The 18,021-nt window shown below is 47.3% G+C and carries 21 protein-coding genes; 2 read left to right on the plus strand and 19 right to left on the minus strand.

The window, feature by feature from the left end; genetic code table 11:
- Positions 1–304: 304 nt before the first annotated feature.
- From EDC14_RS14635 to EDC14_RS14650, 4 genes are all read right to left on the minus strand, one after another.
- The gene (locus EDC14_RS14635) at positions 305–877 is read right to left on the minus strand and encodes a manganese catalase family protein (protein WP_132015055.1); all 573 of its coding nucleotides are present in this window, start codon (positions 875–877) and stop codon (positions 305–307) included.
- An 11-nt stretch (positions 878–888) separates the two neighbouring features.
- Positions 889–1,146, minus strand: a complete 258-nt coding sequence (locus EDC14_RS14640; RefSeq protein ID WP_132015056.1) for a spore coat protein CotJB — start codon at positions 1,144–1,146, stop codon at positions 889–891.
- Positions 1,146–1,304 (minus strand): spore coat associated protein CotJA, encoded by a 159-nt coding sequence (locus EDC14_RS14645; RefSeq protein WP_341540161.1) that lies wholly within the window; start codon positions 1,302–1,304, stop codon positions 1,146–1,148. The genes EDC14_RS14640 and EDC14_RS14645 overlap by 1 nt, the downstream gene beginning before the upstream one ends.
- Positions 1,305–1,443: 139 nt before the next feature.
- The gene (locus tag EDC14_RS14650) at positions 1,444–1,659 is read right to left on the minus strand and encodes a hypothetical protein (protein ID WP_132015058.1); all 216 of its coding nucleotides are present in this window, start codon (positions 1,657–1,659) and stop codon (positions 1,444–1,446) included.
- A gap of 440 nt (positions 1,660–2,099) precedes the next feature.
- Here EDC14_RS14650 and EDC14_RS14655 point away from each other — a divergent pair, with 440 nt between their 5' ends.
- Positions 2,100–2,351, plus strand: a complete 252-nt coding sequence (locus EDC14_RS14655) for a hypothetical protein (RefSeq protein ID WP_132015059.1) — start codon at positions 2,100–2,102, stop codon at positions 2,349–2,351.
- Between the two features lie 80 nt (positions 2,352–2,431).
- Positions 2,432–2,632: a TFIIS N-terminal domain-containing protein gene (locus EDC14_RS14660; RefSeq protein WP_132015060.1), complete on the plus strand. Its 201-nt coding sequence runs from the start codon at positions 2,432–2,434 to the stop codon at positions 2,630–2,632.
- Between the two features lie 9 nt (positions 2,633–2,641).
- On the opposite strand, the gene EDC14_RS14665 is transcribed toward EDC14_RS14660, so the two are convergent.
- From EDC14_RS14665 to xseA, 15 genes are all read right to left on the minus strand, one after another.
- Positions 2,642–3,214, minus strand: coding sequence for a flavin reductase family protein (locus tag EDC14_RS14665; RefSeq protein ID WP_132015061.1), 573 nt, complete (start codon positions 3,212–3,214; stop codon positions 2,642–2,644).
- A 231-nt stretch (positions 3,215–3,445) separates the two neighbouring features.
- On the minus strand, positions 3,446–4,063 hold the full coding sequence (locus tag EDC14_RS14670) for a YjbH domain-containing protein (RefSeq protein ID WP_165908036.1): 618 nt from the start codon (positions 4,061–4,063) through the stop codon (positions 3,446–3,448).
- An 86-nt stretch (positions 4,064–4,149) separates the two neighbouring features.
- Positions 4,150–4,872: a class I SAM-dependent methyltransferase gene (locus tag EDC14_RS14675; RefSeq protein WP_132015063.1), complete on the minus strand. Its 723-nt coding sequence runs from the start codon at positions 4,870–4,872 to the stop codon at positions 4,150–4,152.
- A gap of 1 nt (position 4,873) precedes the next feature.
- Complete coding sequence (locus tag EDC14_RS14680; protein ID WP_165908037.1) at positions 4,874–5,983, minus strand: glycosyltransferase; 1,110 nt, start codon at positions 5,981–5,983, stop codon at positions 4,874–4,876.
- A 26-nt stretch (positions 5,984–6,009) separates the two neighbouring features.
- Positions 6,010–7,065 (minus strand): glycosyltransferase, encoded by a 1,056-nt coding sequence (locus EDC14_RS14685; protein ID WP_165908038.1) that lies wholly within the window; start codon positions 7,063–7,065, stop codon positions 6,010–6,012.
- 25 nt (positions 7,066–7,090) lie between these two features.
- Complete coding sequence (locus tag EDC14_RS14690; protein ID WP_132015066.1) at positions 7,091–8,005, minus strand: glycosyltransferase family 9 protein; 915 nt, start codon at positions 8,003–8,005, stop codon at positions 7,091–7,093.
- Complete coding sequence (locus tag EDC14_RS14695; RefSeq protein ID WP_132015067.1) at positions 7,983–9,122, minus strand: glycosyltransferase family 4 protein; 1,140 nt, start codon at positions 9,120–9,122, stop codon at positions 7,983–7,985. The genes EDC14_RS14690 and EDC14_RS14695 overlap by 23 nt, the downstream gene beginning before the upstream one ends.
- 44 nt (positions 9,123–9,166) lie before the next feature.
- Positions 9,167–10,174, minus strand: coding sequence for a glycosyltransferase family 9 protein (locus EDC14_RS14700; RefSeq protein ID WP_165908039.1), 1,008 nt, complete (start codon positions 10,172–10,174; stop codon positions 9,167–9,169).
- 40 nt (positions 10,175–10,214) lie between these two features.
- A complete protein-coding gene (gene waaF, locus EDC14_RS14705; protein WP_132015069.1) occupies positions 10,215–11,243 on the minus strand; it encodes a lipopolysaccharide heptosyltransferase II in 1,029 nt (342 codons plus the stop codon).
- Between the two features lie 159 nt (positions 11,244–11,402).
- Positions 11,403–13,301 (minus strand): 1-deoxy-D-xylulose-5-phosphate synthase, encoded by a 1,899-nt coding sequence (dxs, locus tag EDC14_RS14710; RefSeq protein WP_132015070.1) that lies wholly within the window; start codon positions 13,299–13,301, stop codon positions 11,403–11,405.
- Positions 13,298–13,879, minus strand: a complete 582-nt coding sequence (locus EDC14_RS14715) for a hypothetical protein (RefSeq protein WP_132015071.1) — start codon at positions 13,877–13,879, stop codon at positions 13,298–13,300. Before EDC14_RS14715 ends, dxs begins: the two co-directional genes overlap by 4 nt.
- Positions 13,880–14,809: 930 nt before the next feature.
- On the minus strand, positions 14,810–15,262 hold the full coding sequence (locus EDC14_RS14720; protein WP_132015072.1) for a divergent PAP2 family protein: 453 nt from the start codon (positions 15,260–15,262) through the stop codon (positions 14,810–14,812).
- A 15-nt stretch (positions 15,263–15,277) separates the two neighbouring features.
- Positions 15,278–16,360: a polyprenyl synthetase family protein gene (locus EDC14_RS14725; RefSeq protein ID WP_132015073.1), complete on the minus strand. Its 1,083-nt coding sequence runs from the start codon at positions 16,358–16,360 to the stop codon at positions 15,278–15,280.
- A 6-nt stretch (positions 16,361–16,366) separates the two neighbouring features.
- Positions 16,367–16,633, minus strand: a complete 267-nt coding sequence (gene xseB, locus EDC14_RS14730; protein WP_132015074.1) for an exodeoxyribonuclease VII small subunit — start codon at positions 16,631–16,633, stop codon at positions 16,367–16,369.
- 71 nt (positions 16,634–16,704) lie between these two features.
- Positions 16,705–17,919 carry an exodeoxyribonuclease VII large subunit gene (gene xseA / locus EDC14_RS14735; protein ID WP_165908040.1) on the minus strand — a complete coding sequence of 405 codons (1,215 nt, stop codon included), beginning with the start codon at positions 17,917–17,919 and terminating at the stop codon, positions 16,705–16,707.
- Between the last annotated feature and the right edge of the window lie 102 nt (positions 17,920–18,021).

Below are 18,021 nucleotides of genomic sequence, written 5' to 3' on the forward strand. Positions count from 1 at the left end.
TCAAAGCCGAATCAGAATTCTAAAAATGAAACCGGGGTACCCCGGTTTTTCTCTGCCATCCTTGCCGTTAACGGGCGACGCTCGCCAAAACAGCCAGGCCGCAGATCAGGCTCCAAACCCAAATCTTTATTTTGGCCGGCATCGGCATCACCTCATCGCTATCGATTTCATAAGATACGAATCTCTCACAGCTGCACTGATCATAAGAAAAGAATCGTTGGGCATTGGAACTGTGGTGATCGAAGGATTGTCGTCGCAACCAGCCTTGAACCCATGGAGAAAGGCCGATTGCGACGTTTTTGAGCTAAAACACATGTTTGGAATTTTGATATTCTTGGACGATATCCAGCGTCTCGCCGAATCTCTGGAAATGAACGACTTCTCTTTGCCGCAAAAAACTCAAGGTATCCTTAAGATCCGGATCGTCGGTGAGATCAATCAACCATTGATAGGTGGCCCGGGCTTTCTCCTCCGCGGCCATATCCTCGTGGAGATCCGCCACCGCATCGCCCTTGGCTTGAATATATGCAGCTGTCCAGGGATTGCCGGTCGCATCTACATAAAACAAGGCGTTGTCGTGGTCGGCGTAATGGCCTCCCAAATCGACGGCGCGCATCTCCTCCGCCGTTGCTCCTTTGGTCAACTGATGAACCAGGGTGGCGATGATTTCGAGATGAGCCAGTTCTTCCGTGCCAATATCGTTTAGAATCGCCTTCGCTTGTTTGGTCGGCATGCTATAACGCTGGTTCAGATACCGAAGGGCCGCTGCCAGTTCACCGTCAGGCCCGCCATATTGAGTGATCAGGTACTTCGCCATCTTTAGATCGGCATTCCCAACCTTGGCGGGATACTGTAGTTTCTTTTCATAATGCCACATCGCGCTTCCTCCTAATATTCAATCTCCCAAGGCCAGGGGTGCTCCAGCCATTGCCAACAGCCTTGATTGTCGGTACTCGCTTCCATGGATAACGGGCCATAATAAGCCTCGTAGGTTCGCAAGCATTGTTCCGCTTCCTGCGCCAGCCTGGAAAATTCATTCAAAGCCCGCTGGTCAGCGGGATGCGTATCCAAATACAATCCGAACTCCAGCGCGGCGAATTCCAGTGCCTGCAAGTTTTTGAGCATTTCCAGCTGTTCCGGGCGCATTAGTTATCCCTCCAATGTTCCCGACCGACATACGGCCGGTAGAGTTCGGGGAAGATCGTTCCCGCCATCAATCCTTGCATCGGATCCCATGAATTCACATATATTTGCATCGGAACATAAGCCCGGGCCAATTGCAGCACAACTCGGTTCTCATTCATCTTCATTCCTCCCGAGGACTTTTAGTATAGTCTATTCGTCCTAAGGAACTATGCATATATGACCATCGCCCAAAAATATAGGCCAAAATAACAAAAACCCCGCGCGCGGGGTTTCCATCAAAAACGTCTGCAATTTGCATCAATGAGCCGCCGGATTCCGGACCGGGGAAGCTTTTTTGCGTTTTATCTTCATCTCCTTAGGGAAAATGATCTCCGTAATCTCCACCGCCCGGTAATCGGCATCGCCGAGACAGCGGCAACAGTTATCGCAAATCTTGTCGGGATCCAGATCGCAATAATGGCATTCGCCGCAATCATCGCAGATCTTTTCCGGATCAAGGGTACATCTGGCCAAGTTTCATCGCTCCTTATGTCCATGGACGGATAAAAAAGTTAAAAAGCCAATGGGACTATCCAGATCCATCTTATCACTTTTGCCGCACCTTTTTCAAAAGTTTTCTGCGGCAAGTCGAATTTCTTCGGTTGCTGCCGGACAACTCTTCCGGCTCCTTCGCCGCGCCGGCTTTCACGGCGGCGTCCCCTCCCGGGTCCTTGCCATACCTTGCGGCAAGTTCGCCCGGGGGTTCGGAAGGTCGTCCGAGGTCCCCGCAGGACTCTCCCGAGCCCCGGGAGGATCTGCCATCCCTTTCATCAAAACCTCCGAGTTCTTGGGAATGTTTGCTCCTTGATCCCGCAACTCCGATCCGGTCGTTTCCGCAAAAGTAATTCTCCCCGATTCTGAAGGAGAATTAACGAGCAACCGAGAATTATTCAAGCAGGAAGGGTGATCCATCCATGTTATTTGCAGCCTCGGTCCGAGTCAGCCTGGGCAAGAATCTACGCCGTCTGGATATTGTAATCGAAGCGGAAGACCTGGAAGCCGCCAAGGAGAAAGCCATCCGCCAAGCGCGCAAAATGTACTCCCCCGGCAAAAAGGCGGTCTATTCGATCCTCGACATTATCAATGAGGATGACGCCTACCAAACCTTAGCCCACCCCAAGCCGCCCGCCGCCGAACCGGCGGATCCTCCGGCCTCCAATCCTTGAGAAGAGACGATGCGATGCGCCAAAAGGCCATGAGACATAAATATACCCGAAACGGTTAAAACTATTCCGGGTGATGTGATATGTCCAAACAGACCCAGATTGAAGAGATTGTAAATTTCGTGTCCAAACATCCACAGACCGTGGCCAGCCGGCGGATCTGCCGGGAAATCCTGGGCGAGGCCCTGGAGCGGTTTAATACGGAGTTTTCCCAAGAGTTGGAGGCGAAGCTTCACCAGTCCGGCGACCGGGAGATCGATTCGTATTATACGCTGATCCGCTAAAACGCTCACTCACCGCCTGGACTGTTTTTTCCGCACTGAAAAGCCGAAGCTGCCGACCACCTGATCCAGGGTCCAATAATGGCCGTGCACGTAGGTGATGAGATCGGCTTTGGCCAGATTCAGCCGTCCATTGGGATCGATCAGGGCCTCTTCCACCTGCACCGCTACTACTTTGGCGATGAATAGGTCATGCGATCCCAGGGGAGACACGCTTTCGACCTTGCATTCCAAGGCCAACGGCGCCTCACGAATCAGCGGCGGCCTGACCAAACCGGCCGGCTCCTTGGTCAGGCCGGTGACCTTGAATTTGTCGACTTCCCGTCCCGAGCGCACGCCGCAAAAATCGACCGCCCGGACCATCCGGCGGTTCGGCAGATTGATCACCAATTCGCCGTTGGCTTGGATCAACTGATGGGAATGGCGTTCCGGCCGGATCGACACCCCGACCATGACCGGATCGGAACAGACGGTTCCCGCCCAAGCCACTGTAATGAGGTTGGCCTTTTCTTTCTCGCCGCAACTGATCAGCACCACCGGCACAGGATTCAGCAAAGTCCCCGGCTTCCATTGTATCTTCGCCATGCTTGTTCTCCGTTAAAAGATTTGGGGCTTAAAGGGTTCCCTTGTCTCTTCAAGGATTCCCTTTCGCATTGACAATATGATATTGTAGCACATTTTTGAAAACGCTGCGAGGTTAAAAAACTGCATAGCCTTTTCTCTATAGTTTCGCACCAAAAAACGGCCCTTCATACGGCCGTTTTTTAGTTTTGGTGCTCTCTCGTTCAAAAACTCCTGATATTTGTAGAACCGGAATCAGTTGAAATTCAAAGTCGCGCCCAATACCCAGCGGTCCATGTCGATGAAGCCGAAATTGATGCTCACCGGCTCCTTGAACATGAACTTGGTCCCCAGATTGACGTTGTGGGAATCGGCTTCGACCAGAAGTTGCACCTGTTTTAGTTGGCTGCCGGTGACCCGGAAATTCTTGCTGAGCCCGGCGAATAACCCGTCAAAGCTTCCGCCGCCCGCTCCTAAGTAACCGCGGAATCCGCCGTCAAACGTTTTCGAGATGACCAAATACGGGGAGATCTCGTCGGCGCCGATATCTTGAATCCCGATGGCCAGGGCCGGCTGCGAAGCGGTCTCCCGCAACAAGCGGTACTTGCCGCGCAAGGTCAGGTCGGTATCCCAAGGATTGTCATAGACGGCGACTCCCAGCTCAAAATCCCGGGCCACCCCGAAATCCAAATTGCCATAGGTCCGGTCATTCTCTGCAAAATTCAGACCCAGGCTTACATCGCCGGAGTTCAATGTATCTGCGGTCGGAGTCACCATCAGATCGGTGCCACCCAACAACCCTGCTCCCAGGGCAGCCGTTCCGGTTGCCAAAAGAATCAAGAGAACCACGGGAAACAATAAAGCCTTTTTCATTCCGATACCTCCATATTTGTACTTCATTTCGGATTTCTGTGAAAAAGGCTTGGATTCCTGGTGGGAATGGATGGAAAAACTTTTTTTTACAAATGGACTTTTTTAATAATTAAAACTGTTAAATAGCCTTCAAACTTAAAAAACTTATCAATTGATAAAAAAATACTTCTTAAGCCTCTACTCAAAAAATAAAAGCTTGTTTTTTTACTAGTAACAACTCTCTTTACTAATTCTAAACTGCAAGAATCTAACTCTTGTTTTAGGTCAAAAAGTTTAAACTCTTGAGGGTAAGGCCATTTTCCAGAGATTACTTTTTTTAAATATCCTAAACGATAGGGGAGACTGTAATGATTAGGAAAAGCAATAACCAGTAATCCGTTTTCTTTCAAAACACGACTATACTCATTTAATGCTGAAACTCGGTCCTCAAAAGAAAAGTGTTCAATAACACCTGCGTTAAAAACGATATCAAAATATTCATCGACAAAGGGCATATCAAACATATCTGAGGTAAAAAATTGAGCTTGTTGATTAAATAAGTTAAACAATTCCTTAGCGAGTTCAATGGCTTTGGGGTCATAATCCAGTAGGTATTTTTCAAAATTATTATCTAAAATTAGACTAGTAATACCATTTCCACATCCAATTTCAATGATTTTAGATGGATTACTAGATTTTTTTACACTCTTAATTATATCCCTTAATGCCAATTGAAATTCTTGAGGTTGTTTTGCTAGTTTAACAAGCTCTTCAATTTTCATTTGTTCATATTGTTTGTGCCACAGAGTCTTATTTACTAGTTTATCCATCTCATATCACCAAATTTTTTAAAACTTTTTCCATTTCTATCACTTTACTCTCCCAAGAGTTATCGGCAGCGATTTTTTTCCTAATTCTTACCCATTCGATATTATCTTCCTCTAATGCACGCCCTATTAAACTAATAAACTCTTGATGCGTATTTCCAATATAAGCATACGGTAAATAAGGTAACACTTCCGGTAAAGCAGTAGATACTACCGGTCTCCCTGAGGCAAAGTATTCATATAGCTTTACCGGGTTAACGCTCATGGTAAGCTGGGATATTTTAAATGGAATCAAGCAAACATCAAATTCCATAATAAACTTAGGTAGTTCATTATAGTCTTGAATTCCATGTAAAACAACATTTGGTAGTTTTTTTAAACTTACTTTATCAATAGTGTTCTGTATAGGTCCAACTAAAGAAAATGTAATCTTGGGATAACTCTGAGCTGCTTTTTGGATTAATTCAACATCAACCCAATCAAAAATCGCACCAATAAATCCAACAACTTTTTTTTCTTTCTTTTCTGGATTTAAAGGAACCATAAAATGAGAAACATCAACACCGTTACGATTAATAGTAACTTTCTTATTTTTTTTTACGACTTTATTATATAAATTTTCTGCTGTTACAAATACATGATCTGCCTTTGAAAGAAGATAGTCTTCTTTCGTGGAAACTATTTTTGCTTTTTGAGGATTAAATTGAGCATGATCGTCGACACAATCATAAATAATGTATTTTTCTTTAAATAATCCAATCAAATCATTTTGATTATAAGTATAAAACCACAATATATTATTATTAAATCCAAGATCAAAAACTGTTTTTTGGAGGTTTTTATGAAATTCATTGTTAATTTTATTGTTTATATATGGAAATTTTCTCGCCGAAAACGGAATAATTGGATTAAGAACAAAAAGGTTAGAGTTTATCTTTCGAAGAGTTTTAAATCCACCAATTCCCTGTTTTCTTAAGCATCCTTCCCACGTTTTAGTTGGTTCAATATACAATATTGGATGTTTCTTTGAAAGTAATTTCATAATTTGCTGAGGGCGTTGATGCATAAAATTCCAATCAATAGAAGATAAGCAAATAATACTATAGTCTAGCAAAATTCTTCCCTCCATCAAAAACACAATTATTTTATATATATACTTGAAACACTAATATATTTCATAACAATTTTCCTATATTCTTCTCTCATTCTATTCAGCGAAAATTTAAATTCTATACTTTTATACCCTTCTTCTATAACATTATGAAAATTCAGTGTATCTTTTTTGGCAAAAACCACCAAAATCCTTTCCGCTAAAATCAAATAATTATCTTTTGGAACCAACCACCCGTTTTTTTCATGTTCAATAATCTCATTAACCCCAAAAACATCAGAGGCAATTACCGGAATTTTTGCTGCCATAGCCTCACAGACCACTAGCCCAAATCCTTCATAATGAGTTGATAAAACAAATAAATCAATTCTTGGGGCTAACTCAACAAAAAAGCCTGTTTTAAATGAAACAATTTTTTGTAAGTCCTGCTTTTCCACGTAAGCTTGACATTTTTCCTTCATTTTACCAGACCCCTGCAATATCAGCCGGATGGGAAAATGCCGTTCTCGATATAAATACTCCACTGCTCGAATTAAAGTCATTTGATCTTTTTGACTGGAAAACCTAGCAGTCATGCCAACTGTAAACACTGAATGAGAAATTTTTTCAATTTGAAACTTTTTAAGATCAATGCCATTATATATTACCTTAATCTTCTGCTTATCTGCTCCTAGAGTAACAAGGTGTTCCGCAACGGCCCGCGATACACAAATATACCTTGAGGTATGTTGATCCATCATTCGAAGTAACCATTTTCGAAAGGAAGTGTATCTCTCTACGTTATGTTCAACATGAATTACCGGAATTTTTTTTATCGCAGCACACATCTTTGTCCAAAGATGTGTGCTATAGCCATGAACCAGAATAACATCCGGTCTATGTTTATCAAGATACTTGCATAATCCCCAGATATAATCCAAAACAAATCGATCTTCCACGACAACAGCGTCTTGAATACCGGCACGATTATACTTCCGTAACAAGATGGATGACTCGCAATAACGCCCTAAATCCTCGGCAATCGTTAGCATGATATTTAAAGCGCCAGATGGTGCTCCCGAAACTATATTTAACACGCCTCCCATGGTCAAATCCTCACAATCTGAAATGTTATATATGCGGTTGCAGTGCATCCATAACCATCTGCACCGAAATATCTTCCATTGACTCTTTGGCTTGCAGCACAACGGCGTGTTCCGGCGCCCATCGTTCAGGATTGGTTGGTCCGTATAACGCTATCAAAGGAGTACCGGCTGTCGCAATGATATGCATAGTTCCGGTACAAGGAGTAACGGATACCGTAGCATAACGGGCCAATAAAGCAATTTCCCGAAGACTAAAATATCCGGCCGTATTGATCAAATTCCCATCAATGGCTCCAACGAATGCTTCGTCCTGCTTTGAACCCAGGTAAACTGGAATGACATTCTGACAATTGAGAGATGCATTTAATTCAGCGAGTAGTTCGACAGGCCAGTTCTTATTGGCCGAAACCCCGCGTGGTACAATCAATACTAAAGGGTTACAGTCAAATTTATGGGCTTTGTACCAGCTTTTAATCTTTGTTTCCGACTGCTTATCAGGTTTTCCCACACGCGGTTGAAGGTATTTAATTTCTGCTTCAGAATCGATGCATCGAATATAATAGGAATAATCCAAACTAGCGCGTAAAGCTCGCTGTTTACGACGAAAATATTGCTTTTTATCAATTGTAATCTCAAAACCGATGTTCAGCAATTTGCAGCCAGCTTGAATTGCCATAAGCGTAGAGGATAAACGTTCATCAACAATGATAGCGTTTGTATAGTTTTTACATCGTATTTGGTGTAGCATTTCTTCTCTTGAAGGAACATGATAACCAAAGACATCATCAATATAAGGATGGTTTTCGATGATATCGGTCGCCTTTGCTGAAACAACCATCCCTAGACGACAATTTAAGCGTTCTTTTATTAACTCGGCAAGAGGCGTTGTCAGAACAACATCTCCTATACCAAGGCGATTAATTAATAGGATGTTTTCCATATTTACCTTTCTCAACTTCTTCTTTGAACACTTGCAAGTATTGCTGGACCATAGTCTTGATGCTCATTCGCTTCCGAATCTGCTGCAGAATTAGTTCTTTTTCCGAATTTGATAACTTAAAAGCTTTTTCGATTTCTTCAATTAATTTTTTTGGTTGAACTTGAAAATTTCGACCGTCAAAATTAACATCAATGGCTTCATTAATATTTAGCGCCGAAACTGCTCCGAAAAAGGTATTCTCGTTTCGGATGGCTATTACCGGTTTTAAACAAGCCAGAGCTTCTATTGCTACCCTTCCTTCACCTACGATTAAATCGGCTGCGGAATACCAAGTAAGTATATCCTGCGTAAAATTTTCGATTCTAACAACGGGGCCGTACATTTGATTCAATGATTGTACCTTCGCTTCAACCTGTGAGCGCAAAGGTCCTTCACCGATAATAACAACCTTGCAATTAGGGTACTTACTAAGGAGTTGAGGAATACTATCCAATAAAACTAAAGCGACGGCACCTTTAATTGAGCTCAACCGGCTGACATGCAAAATTGTCATGGTGTCCAATGACAGACTTAACGATTGTCTAGCTACGGTTTGATCATAGGCCACAAATCTTGTAAAATCGATTCCGTTATGGATGACCTTAACAGAATCCAGCGAGAACCCAAAGTCTTCAACGAGTCGTTGAGCCAAATTATGGCTAACTGCAATCATAGTTCCAAATTGTCGAGGGTAACTTTTTTTTCTAGGGGCTCTATGCCAGGCATCATGCATGGTCACAGTAAAGGAGACTCCCGTTATATTTTGAATGGCACGTGCCCAAAGTCCCGATGTACGTTGCTGTGCACTGATAACATCAATTTTTTTAATTTTGACAATATTCACAATTTGCCATATGCTATATAACCAGCTAAAAAAATTAATACCACGAGTTTGAATTTCGATAATAGATATCTTGGGATATTCTTTTCGTAATAAACTTAGTTTTTCTTTGTCTCCGCCTCGATTAACCGCTAATGTTATCGCGTGCTCCGAATACAAGCCTGTAATCAACGCCTCAACATGTGTCTCGGCGCCACCGACTCTCCAAGGTTGAGAAAACAAGATCAAAATGTTCATAAAATTTCCTCTTCATCAAAAAAGTCATTAGCTCAGTGATTCATTTAAATCTCAAGAATACGCTTCGCATGAGCAATAACCTCTTCAACAGTAATACCTTTCATGCAACGGTACTGATTTTGACAAAAAGCATCATCATGGCAAGGGCCGCAATCAAGTTTACAACTAATTATTACGGAGTGTTTTTTTCGTGGCCCCCACAAGTTACTATCCGTAGGACCGAATAGTACAATTGCCGGGGTATTGACCGCTTCAGCAATATGTGCCGGACCAGTATCTACACTAATCATTAAATCGGCTCTACTTATCAATTGAGCAATTTCGGTTAAGCTATAAGTTCCAGCCAATACAGTCGCCTGGTCGTTCGCTTTTTTGTTAATTTCCTTTAATATGGACTGCTCTGCAGTCCCGCCTATCAAATAACATTGTCCAAGAGATGAAAACTGTTTTATAATCTCAGTAAAGCCCTCAATTGACCAACTTTTTCCTTTCGAACGGCCACAAGGACATAGGACAATTTCGAATTTTTTTGACCTATCCTTCGGGATAGAACAAATCGTAGATACATTCAGAAATGGTGCGGAATCTGAATTTTTAATTCCGAGCGGATCTAAAAGAGTAAGTAAGTATTCAGTGTTATGCTGACCAACGCGTATTTGAGAATCGACTGTATGCGTTAAAAACCATTGCGATCCTCGTGCTTTAAAACCGATGCGATATAAAGAACCGCTGAGAAAAGCAATTAAAACACTTCGTTCGGATAAATTGGTAGATAAAGCGAGCTGATATTTTTTTTTGCGAAGTTTAATTATCAACTTCAAGAAATTTAACAAATCTTTATCTTTTCCAAGCTTATCGTAAACAATAACGTCGTTAACATTAGGGAAAAGTTTGGCAACTGCTGCAGTTTGAGGAGTGACGAGCAAATCAATTTTGGCATGTTTATAAAATGACCCAAGCGCTCTTGCTATAGGTGTAGATAATACCACGTCACCAACATTCGCAAGATTAATAAGTAAAATATTGTTAATCAAGTGATGCTTAATGTTCAAGTTCACAACTCCCATTTACAAAGCCCAAACCCAAAACACTCTAAAATCTTGCTAGTGTATTTTCTAAACTCAGTGCCACTTCATCCACATCAATCGCAGATAGACAATCAAAGTTCTTAGAACATCTCCGTTCCCAACACCCCTGACACTCTCTTTCCACTGTCAACACCTCATGCCCTTCCCCATACGGTCCATTCCGCAAGGGGTCTGTCGGGCCAAATAGCGCCACTACTTTAGTTCCCATCGCCGCAGCCAGATGCATTGGGCCGGTGTCGCCGCCGACAAAGGCTCGGGCGTGTTGAATAACATAAGCGAGTGCCTTTAAGGTAGTCCGGCCGACTAAATTAACCGGTTCGGTTTTCGTATGCTTGATGATTTCGTCGAACAGCGGTTTCTCTTTGGGTCCGCCCACCACTACCGGAGTAATCCCTTCCAAAGTAAGCCTGTCCGCCAGTTCTGCGAAGCGAATCGCGGGCCAGCATTTATTGGGCCAGTTGGCTCCCGGGGCCAAAATTAGATAGGGTTTTCCAAAGTCCAGGCCACATTCTTGGGCTTTTGATATAGCTTTTTGAGCTTCATCCTCCGTGATATGAATCCCGAAATTGACTTGGTTCACATCGCAGCCGAGATAACGGGCTACGTCAAGATAACGCTCCACCACATGACTATCGCGATGGTCGCCGCAAACTCGTTTTCCGATCCAATCGCTCAACTCACGGGCATTACAATACACCAGCTTTGTCGGAGCCCCGCTCAGCCAAGAAAGAACCGCGCTCTTCAATAACCCCTGCAGGTCCAAAGCCAAGTCAAAACGATATTGGCGAAGTTCGCCCGCCAAAGCATTAAGTTCATGCAAAAAACCGTGCCCTGTTTTAAACTTTGCCTTATCAAAGACAATCACTTGATCGATAAACGGATGATCGGCCAAAAGATCGTACGCCGGCCGTTCCACGATCCAGGTCACCCGGACCGAAGGATCGGCCTCTTTCAACGCAGCAGCCACCGGTAGAGCATGGATGACATCGCCGATGGCGCTCAGCTTAATGATGAGAATATTTTTAAAGTTCATCCGTTTCTCCGATGGCCATACGGTTTTTTATTATTCCACAAAGAACCTTTTTTTCCCTTTGTTATAATTCATAAAAGATTCTTTGAAAAACCCACCCATTTGATTATCGGCAGCGAGAAAATTTTAATAAACTGAAATCATTTACCAATCAAATTTTTCTCACAAACTCGCCCTTATCCCAATCGCCGGCAGATTCAATTCCCGGACCGCCCGGCAGATTCCTTCGGCATCCAGACCGCATTGGGCCAGAAGGATCTCGGTTGAGCCGTGCGCGATGAATTGATCCGGAATCCCGAGCGCCTTCAGGCGCACTCCGGTGACTCCCTGCCCGGTGAGGAATTCAGCCACCGCCGAGCCAAAGCCGCCGGCGACGGCGTTCTCTTCAACCGTAATAATCTTTGAATGGTTTGGCAACAAACTGAGCAGCAACGCTTGATCCAACGGTTTGACAAAACGGGCATTGACCACTGTACAATCGATCCCGGATTTTTTAAGCAGCTTGGCGGCTTCCAAAGCCGGGCTGACCATGGAACCGATGGCCACGATCGCGATATCTTTCCCTTCCAGGAGGATCTCTGCCGTTCCCAATGGCAAAGGAACGTAGGCTAGAGCATCTTCCAGCGTCAATCCTGCGCGGCGCGGATAGCGGATGGCCACTGGACCGTTGGTATGAAGCGCGGTATAAAGCATATCCTGAAATTCAGCGGCATCCTTGGGGGCCATGACAGTCATATTGGGAATATGCCGTAAAAAGCTGAGGTCAAAAACCCCATGATGGGTCGGTCCGTCCGCCCCCACCAGCCCGGCGCGGTCCAGCATGAAGACAACCGGCAAATTTTGCAGGCAGACATCATGGATGATCTGATCGTAGGCCCGCTGCAGGAAGGTCGAATAAATCGCCACCACCGGATGAAATCCCTGCTTGGCAAGGCCGGCAGCAAAAGTCACCGCATGTTCCTCGGCGATTCCCACATCAAAGAAACGCTTCGGAAAATGTTTAGAGAAGTTCAGTAAACCAGTCCCATCGGCCATGGCGGCGGTGACTGCGATGATTTTCGGTTCGGATTTCGCCAGATCGACGATGCAGCGCGAAAAGACTTCCGTATAACTCAAAGCGGACGGTTCTTCGGTTTTCCGGCCGTTGGCAAGTTCGAAAGGACCGGTGCCATGGAACCGCTGCGGGTTTCGTTCGGCCAATTCGTATCCCTTGCCCTTGACAGTCAACACATGAATCAATACGGGGCCGCCGCGATTGGCGGCATCGCGCAAACTCACCTTTAACTCGGCGATATCATGGCCATTCACCGGACCCAAGTAAGTGATCCCCAATTCTTCAAAAAACATTCCCGGGATTACCAGATAAGTCAGGCTGTCTTCGAGTTTACTCAGGTATTCGACAGTGACCTTGCCCACCCGGGGGATCTTCCGGATTAATTCTTGGATGTCGGATTTTAGCCGCCGCAATTTAGGGTTCATCCGCAAGCGGTTCAAGTAACGGGAGAGCGCTCCCACGTTTTTGGCGATGGACATCTCGTTGTCATTGAGCACCACAATCATATCGGTCTGGAGATGGCCCAGCTGATTTAGGCCTTCAAAGGCCATGCCCCCGGTCAATGAACCGTCACCGATCACCGCAACGACCTTGTGGTTCTCACCGGCCAAATCACGCGCCTTGGCAATGCCGAGCGCCGCCGAGATCGAAGTGGAGCTGTGCCCGGTGGCGAAGGCGTCATGTTCACTCTCTTCCGGTTTGGGAAAGCCACTCAAACCGCCGAATTGGCGGAGTGTCTGGAATTGATCGTAACGGCCGGTAAGGATTTTATGGACGTAGGATTGATGGCCGACATCCCAGACGATCTTATCCCGCGGGCTATCAAAAATCGCATGCAAGGCCAGGGTTAGTTCGACGACTCCGAGGTTGGGCGCCAGATGCCCGCCGGTATGAGCCACCGTTTTCAGGAGAAATTGGCGAATCTCCGCCGCCAATTCAACCAATTCCGAGTTGGAAAAGCGTTTTAGATCCGCCGGCCCATGGATGGATTGCAGGTAATCACTCATTTGGAACTTTTCACCTTCCGAGAGTTGGGCTTGGCTTTTTTCTTGGTTCGTTTGGGGTTGAAATCAGCGACCTTCAAAAATGATAAAATTTTCCCCACTAGAAATACCACATCATTGGCACGACTGATGGCATAGGATTTGGCAAGCGCCTTGCCACCGACCGTCATGGCCGCGACCAGAGCAACCGCAAACGGACTTAAGAATCGCTCTTTCAGAAAAGAGTGCTCCCTGATCAATGTAAGGACGATTCCCGCGACAAGCACGCCGCTGATAGTACCGGCGATATCGCCGATCACGTCATTGCAGAAATTGGCAACCCGGTCGGCGCGGCGGATCAGATAGATAGCTTGTTTGGACCCTTTGACCTTGTCGGCGGCCATGGCGTGAAAGGGCGCTTCTTTGGCGGCTGTCACCGAGGTGCCGATGATATCGAAAAAAATTCCGGTAAGTATAATCAGTGCCAAAAAAAGTAGCGCCAACCACAAAGCCAACGAAGGGCCGAAAAAGAAAGAGACACCCAAAGAAATGACAAAAGTCAACAATGCCGTATTCAGAGCCTGAAGAGTACTTTTAAACAAGGAACCACCTTAAAGAAACCAATCGCTTCGAATCCATAGGAACGATTGGTAGTATTCCAGATTTCCGCCCAATCCATGTTCGAACCGCACCGGCAAAAGCTCGGCGGAAATTTGGTGACAGCTTCGAAAAGATCTCTCGAAAACGCGGACTTTTTTCGGATAACCCAAAAAAGCGACCCTATACGGGCCGGTTTAATGACGGAATATGTAAGAGGGGATGGTATCCGCCGAGTAAAAATTGTGGCTTAGGTCCAGTAGGTTTTCCCAGAGACCTCCGTTTCGTCGCCGAAGCGGCGGTTTCCCTTTATGGTCTCTCTGTTTCGTCGCCAACAACAGGACTGGATTACCACTGAGTCCACACTGCAATCCCCGGTGAAATTCGAAAAATCGAATAGCCTAGGAGTTTTCCTCCACAGAACGAGTCATCTTCTAGCCTCTTTTGCGGCGTTGGGTTTCAAATGGCAGAGAGTCGCCTGGTTCTGCAGAACTTTGGCGGCTTGATTACCCATATCCTCCCAACCCGCTCAAGGCAGGCTACACTGCACCGATACTAAGTACAAAAGACCCGTACCATATGCAGGTTTACCCCCAAGCCGTAGTTCACGCTTCGTTTTAACAACGGGATCCCCACGCACTTGGGCCTCCACGGTGGTGGGGTCTACGCCCACATGCCATTGTGGATCGCCCCATCCCCTTAACCCCCAGCACCAACCCCCGACTGGGCGTCGGCAGCCAGCACCAGGGACTTCATCGATGTGCCCGCAACGGATTTTTAGGCCCGTCTTCGAAGATGGTCGCCCCGACTAGGATACTACACCATCCCCTCGTGAAAACTATTATACCATATTTAGGCCGGTCCGCACAAAAAGCTCTTGCCATAACTGGCAGTAAATTGCTTATGCCGGCTGACAGGACGGGAAAAATAATTTTTTACTTCATCAACAGTAGGGCCATGATCACGCCCAATGTCGCTCCGGCTATCACCTCGACCGGAGTATGACCCAGGAGTTCCTTCAAGCGTTCCTGATGAAACTCGCCTTCCTCGAAGATCTCATCCACGATCTTATTTAAAATGACCGCCTGACGACTGGCCGCCAATCTCACCCCGGCGGCGTCATACATTACCACTGCGGCAAACATGATGGCAATCGCCGTCATCGGACTGTCCCAACCTTTTGCGATTCCCACGGCGGTCGCCAGCGAAGTCACCAAAGCCGAATGAGAACTGGGCATCCCGCCGGATCCGACCACAAACCGTTTGAAATTGATCCGTTTTTCAACCGCGTAATAGAAAACACCCTTCAGAAATTGGGCGACGAACCAAGCGGAAATAGCGGTCCATAAAATTTTATTCTCAGCCAATTCCTTAAAGAAATTGCCCACTCCGATCCATCTCCCTTAAAAATCGCGATTCACTACATAATTCGCCCAAGTCAACAGCAGTTCTTTATACAGCGAATCCGGCAGGGGGCCGATCTCTTCCAACGCATCGGCGACAATGGATTCCGCTAGGCCCCGGGTATATTCTATTCCATTGAAGTCTATAAGAATTCGTCGGATCTCCGCCACTTCCTGCTCGCCGAGATAAGGATTTCCCAGCCAGCGATCTAAAAATTCCCGTTCGGCGGGACCGGCGTTATGATAGGCATGCAGTACGATGGTAGTCCGTTTGCCCTCCCGGATGTCGGAACCGACCTTTTTGCCCAGTCGCGCCTCATCGCCGGTGATGCCCAGGATGTCGTCCTGCAGTTGAAAGGCGGTGCCGCATTTCAAGGCGAATCGTCCCACCGCCGCGATCAGGCCGTTCTCACTCAACGTTTTGCCCAAGCCGATCGAAGCTCCGGCGATTCCGGCATACTCGTACAGGACTCCGGTCTTCAACTCCAACATCCGCAGCACTTCCGCCTCGGTCAACTCGGCGATCGGCCGCCTTGCGAACAAGACATCCAGGGCCTCGCCTTCCAGCAACCGATTGGTCACATCCACTTCCATCCGGCGGACCAGATCGAGGACGACCGGCAGCGGCACTCCCAATGAGGCCGAATCCAACAACAAACGCACCGCCCAGGCATGCTGGAGATCTCCGGTGAGAATCGCCACATTCCGGCCAAGGTCGGCCGCTTCTTTGTCGGGATACCCCCATTCCTGGGCTTTCAGCCGGAACTCCTCATGGATGGTGGGCTGTCCCCGCCGCCGGGGATCATTATCGATAATATCGTCATGGACCAGGGTCCAGGTGTGATACACTTCCACCGCGGCCGCAGCCAGCCGCGCCGCCATCTCCTTGCCGCCGACTGCGCCGCAGCAGAAAAAGAGGATTCCCGGCCGAAACCGTTTGGCGGGACGGTTTATATACGAATAAACAGCTTCCCGGAGGGGTTCCGGACGAAAGCTCTGCCGGTAATGTTCTTCATTGAAAAGCTCGACGACCATGGTTTCCCGTTCTTTCAGAGCGGATACGAATTGTTCCCTCGTTACCATCCCTGCCTAACCCTCCTCTTGGCCCTGATCCAATTGGAACGAACCCAGCTTGGGTTCGGCATTCTCGATTCCCAGCAGGATCTGAAGCCTTCCTTCGGCGGCATCCAGTTTTCCCGTGCAGAACTTGGCTAACCCGATCCCTTCCTCGAATAGATTCAAACTTTCCTCGAGGGACAGCTCGCCGGTCTCAAGCCGCTGCACGATCTCGGTCAGCCGTTCCATGGCTTCCTCATAACTGCGTTCTCCAGGCTTATTTTTATTGGCATCGCTCATGATGAACTCTCCTTACTGAGAGAATTTCAAATCTCTTCGGAAAAGCTTCGCAACTCATTGCGAAGGGTATATTATGGTAATTTGAAATTCTCTGTACTGGTTACTTTACAATGCAGCGCGCCGGAGGCCAACGTGACGTGCACCGCCTCCTCCGCTTCGACTTGTTCGGAACGGGTCACGAAGGTGCCATCCGCCTTCCGGACAATGGCATAGCCCCGGCCGAGCGTGGCTAGTGGGCTTAACGAATCCAGTTTGCCCAGGATCCGCAAAGAGCGCTCCCGCTCCAGTAACAAATGCTGGCGGGTGATGCGGATCATCTGCTCGGAGAGGAGGTCCACTTCCTGGCGTCTCCGGTCCAGCGGCGCCCGGGGCGCTTGAAAGACCCGGCTCTGCATGATCCGTTGCCAATCTCTGCGGCAAGTCTGGATTTTGCGGTTCATCCCCGCCAGCAACCGCCCGCGCAAGGCGATCAGATTGTTTTGGAGGGATGCCTGCTCGGGGACGGCCAGCTCGGCCGCTGCCGAAGGCGTGGGAGCCCGTAGGTCGGACACAAAATCGGCGATGGTAAAATCGGTCTCGTGGCCCACCGCGGAGATGATCGGCAGTGGAAAATCGGCGATCGCCCGGGCCACCCGTTCATCGTTGAAGGCCCACAAGTCTTCCAGCGAACCGCCGCCCCGGCCGATGATCACCAAGTCGAGATTGTGGAAACGGCCTGCTTCCGCCAGCGCCTTCACCAGGCTGGCCGGGGCCTCATCCCCCTGGACCTGGGCGGGAATGATCAAAATATCCAGATTGGGCCGGCGGCGGCGCAAGATCTTAATCATATCCCGGACCGCCGCCCCGGTCGGCGAAGTAATCAATCCGATCTTTTGCGGCAAAGACGGTAGCGGCTTTTTACGGTCGGCATCGAAGAGGCCTTCCGCAGCCAATCGCGCCTTGAGTCTTTCAAAGGCGGCATGCAGATCGCCTTGACCCGTTTCGGCCATCTCCTCGACATACAGTTGGTACTGTCCGAGTTTTTCATAGACCGAGAGGCGGCCGCGCACTTGAATCGCCATGCCGTCGGCAGGCTTGAACCGCAACAGGCGGGCCTGGGATTTGAACATCACGCAGCTGAGCCGGGCTCCCTCATCCTTCAAAGTGAAGTATAAATGCCCGGAACTATGGCGGGTAAAATTGGAGATCTCGCCGCGGATCCAGACCCGCGACAACAGAAAACTCTCCTCAATGACTTGTTTGATGGTTTGGGTCAATTGACTGACACTGATGATCGGTTCGGCCAAGGTAATACTCCTCGTATCGTCGCAAACAATTGTAAGCCTCGCAATGAAGGCGACCCATTTTCTCTTCGTCCCGCGATGGATAAATATCCCAATCCTCCCGGA

Source organism: Hydrogenispora ethanolica, assembly GCF_004340685.1.
GTDB lineage: Bacteria > Bacillota > UBA4882 > UBA8346 > UBA8346 > Hydrogenispora > Hydrogenispora ethanolica.

Bases quoted from the DNA above. Each gene is read 5' to 3' on its own strand.
- EDC14_RS14635 (WP_132015055.1), bottom strand. From the start codon at position 877: ATGTGGCATTATGAAAAGAAACTACAGTATCCCGCCAAGGTTGGGAAT.
- EDC14_RS14690 (WP_132015066.1), bottom strand. From the start codon at position 8,005: ATGGAAAACATCCTATTAATTAATCGCCTTGGTATAGGAGATGTTGTT.
- EDC14_RS14655 (WP_132015059.1), top strand. From the start codon at position 2,100: ATGTTATTTGCAGCCTCGGTCCGAGTCAGCCTGGGCAAGAATCTACGC.
- EDC14_RS14670 (WP_165908036.1), bottom strand. From the start codon at position 4,063: ATGAAAAAGGCTTTATTGTTTCCCGTGGTTCTCTTGATTCTTTTGGCA.
- EDC14_RS14725 (WP_132015073.1), bottom strand. From the start codon at position 16,360: ATGGTAACGAGGGAACAATTCGTATCCGCTCTGAAAGAACGGGAAACC.
- EDC14_RS14665 (WP_132015061.1), bottom strand. From the start codon at position 3,214: ATGGCGAAGATACAATGGAAGCCGGGGACTTTGCTGAATCCTGTGCCG.
- EDC14_RS14675 (WP_132015063.1), bottom strand. From the start codon at position 4,872: ATGGATAAACTAGTAAATAAGACTCTGTGGCACAAACAATATGAACAA.
- EDC14_RS14695 (WP_132015067.1), bottom strand. From the start codon at position 9,122: ATGAACATTTTGATCTTGTTTTCTCAACCTTGGAGAGTCGGTGGCGCC.
- EDC14_RS14640 (WP_132015056.1), bottom strand. From the start codon at position 1,146: ATGCGCCCGGAACAGCTGGAAATGCTCAAAAACTTGCAGGCACTGGAA.
- EDC14_RS14645 (WP_341540161.1), bottom strand. From the start codon at position 1,304: ATGAATGAGAACCGAGTTGTGCTGCAATTGGCCCGGGCTTATGTTCCG.
- waaF (WP_132015069.1), bottom strand. From the start codon at position 11,243: ATGAACTTTAAAAATATTCTCATCATTAAGCTGAGCGCCATCGGCGAT.
- dxs (WP_132015070.1), bottom strand. From the start codon at position 13,301: ATGAGTGATTACCTGCAATCCATCCATGGGCCGGCGGATCTAAAACGC.
- EDC14_RS14685 (WP_165908038.1), bottom strand. From the start codon at position 7,065: ATGGGAGGCGTGTTAAATATAGTTTCGGGAGCACCATCTGGCGCTTTA.
- EDC14_RS14660 (WP_132015060.1), top strand. From the start codon at position 2,432: ATGTCCAAACAGACCCAGATTGAAGAGATTGTAAATTTCGTGTCCAAA.
- xseB (WP_132015074.1), bottom strand. From the start codon at position 16,633: ATGAGCGATGCCAATAAAAATAAGCCTGGAGAACGCAGTTATGAGGAA.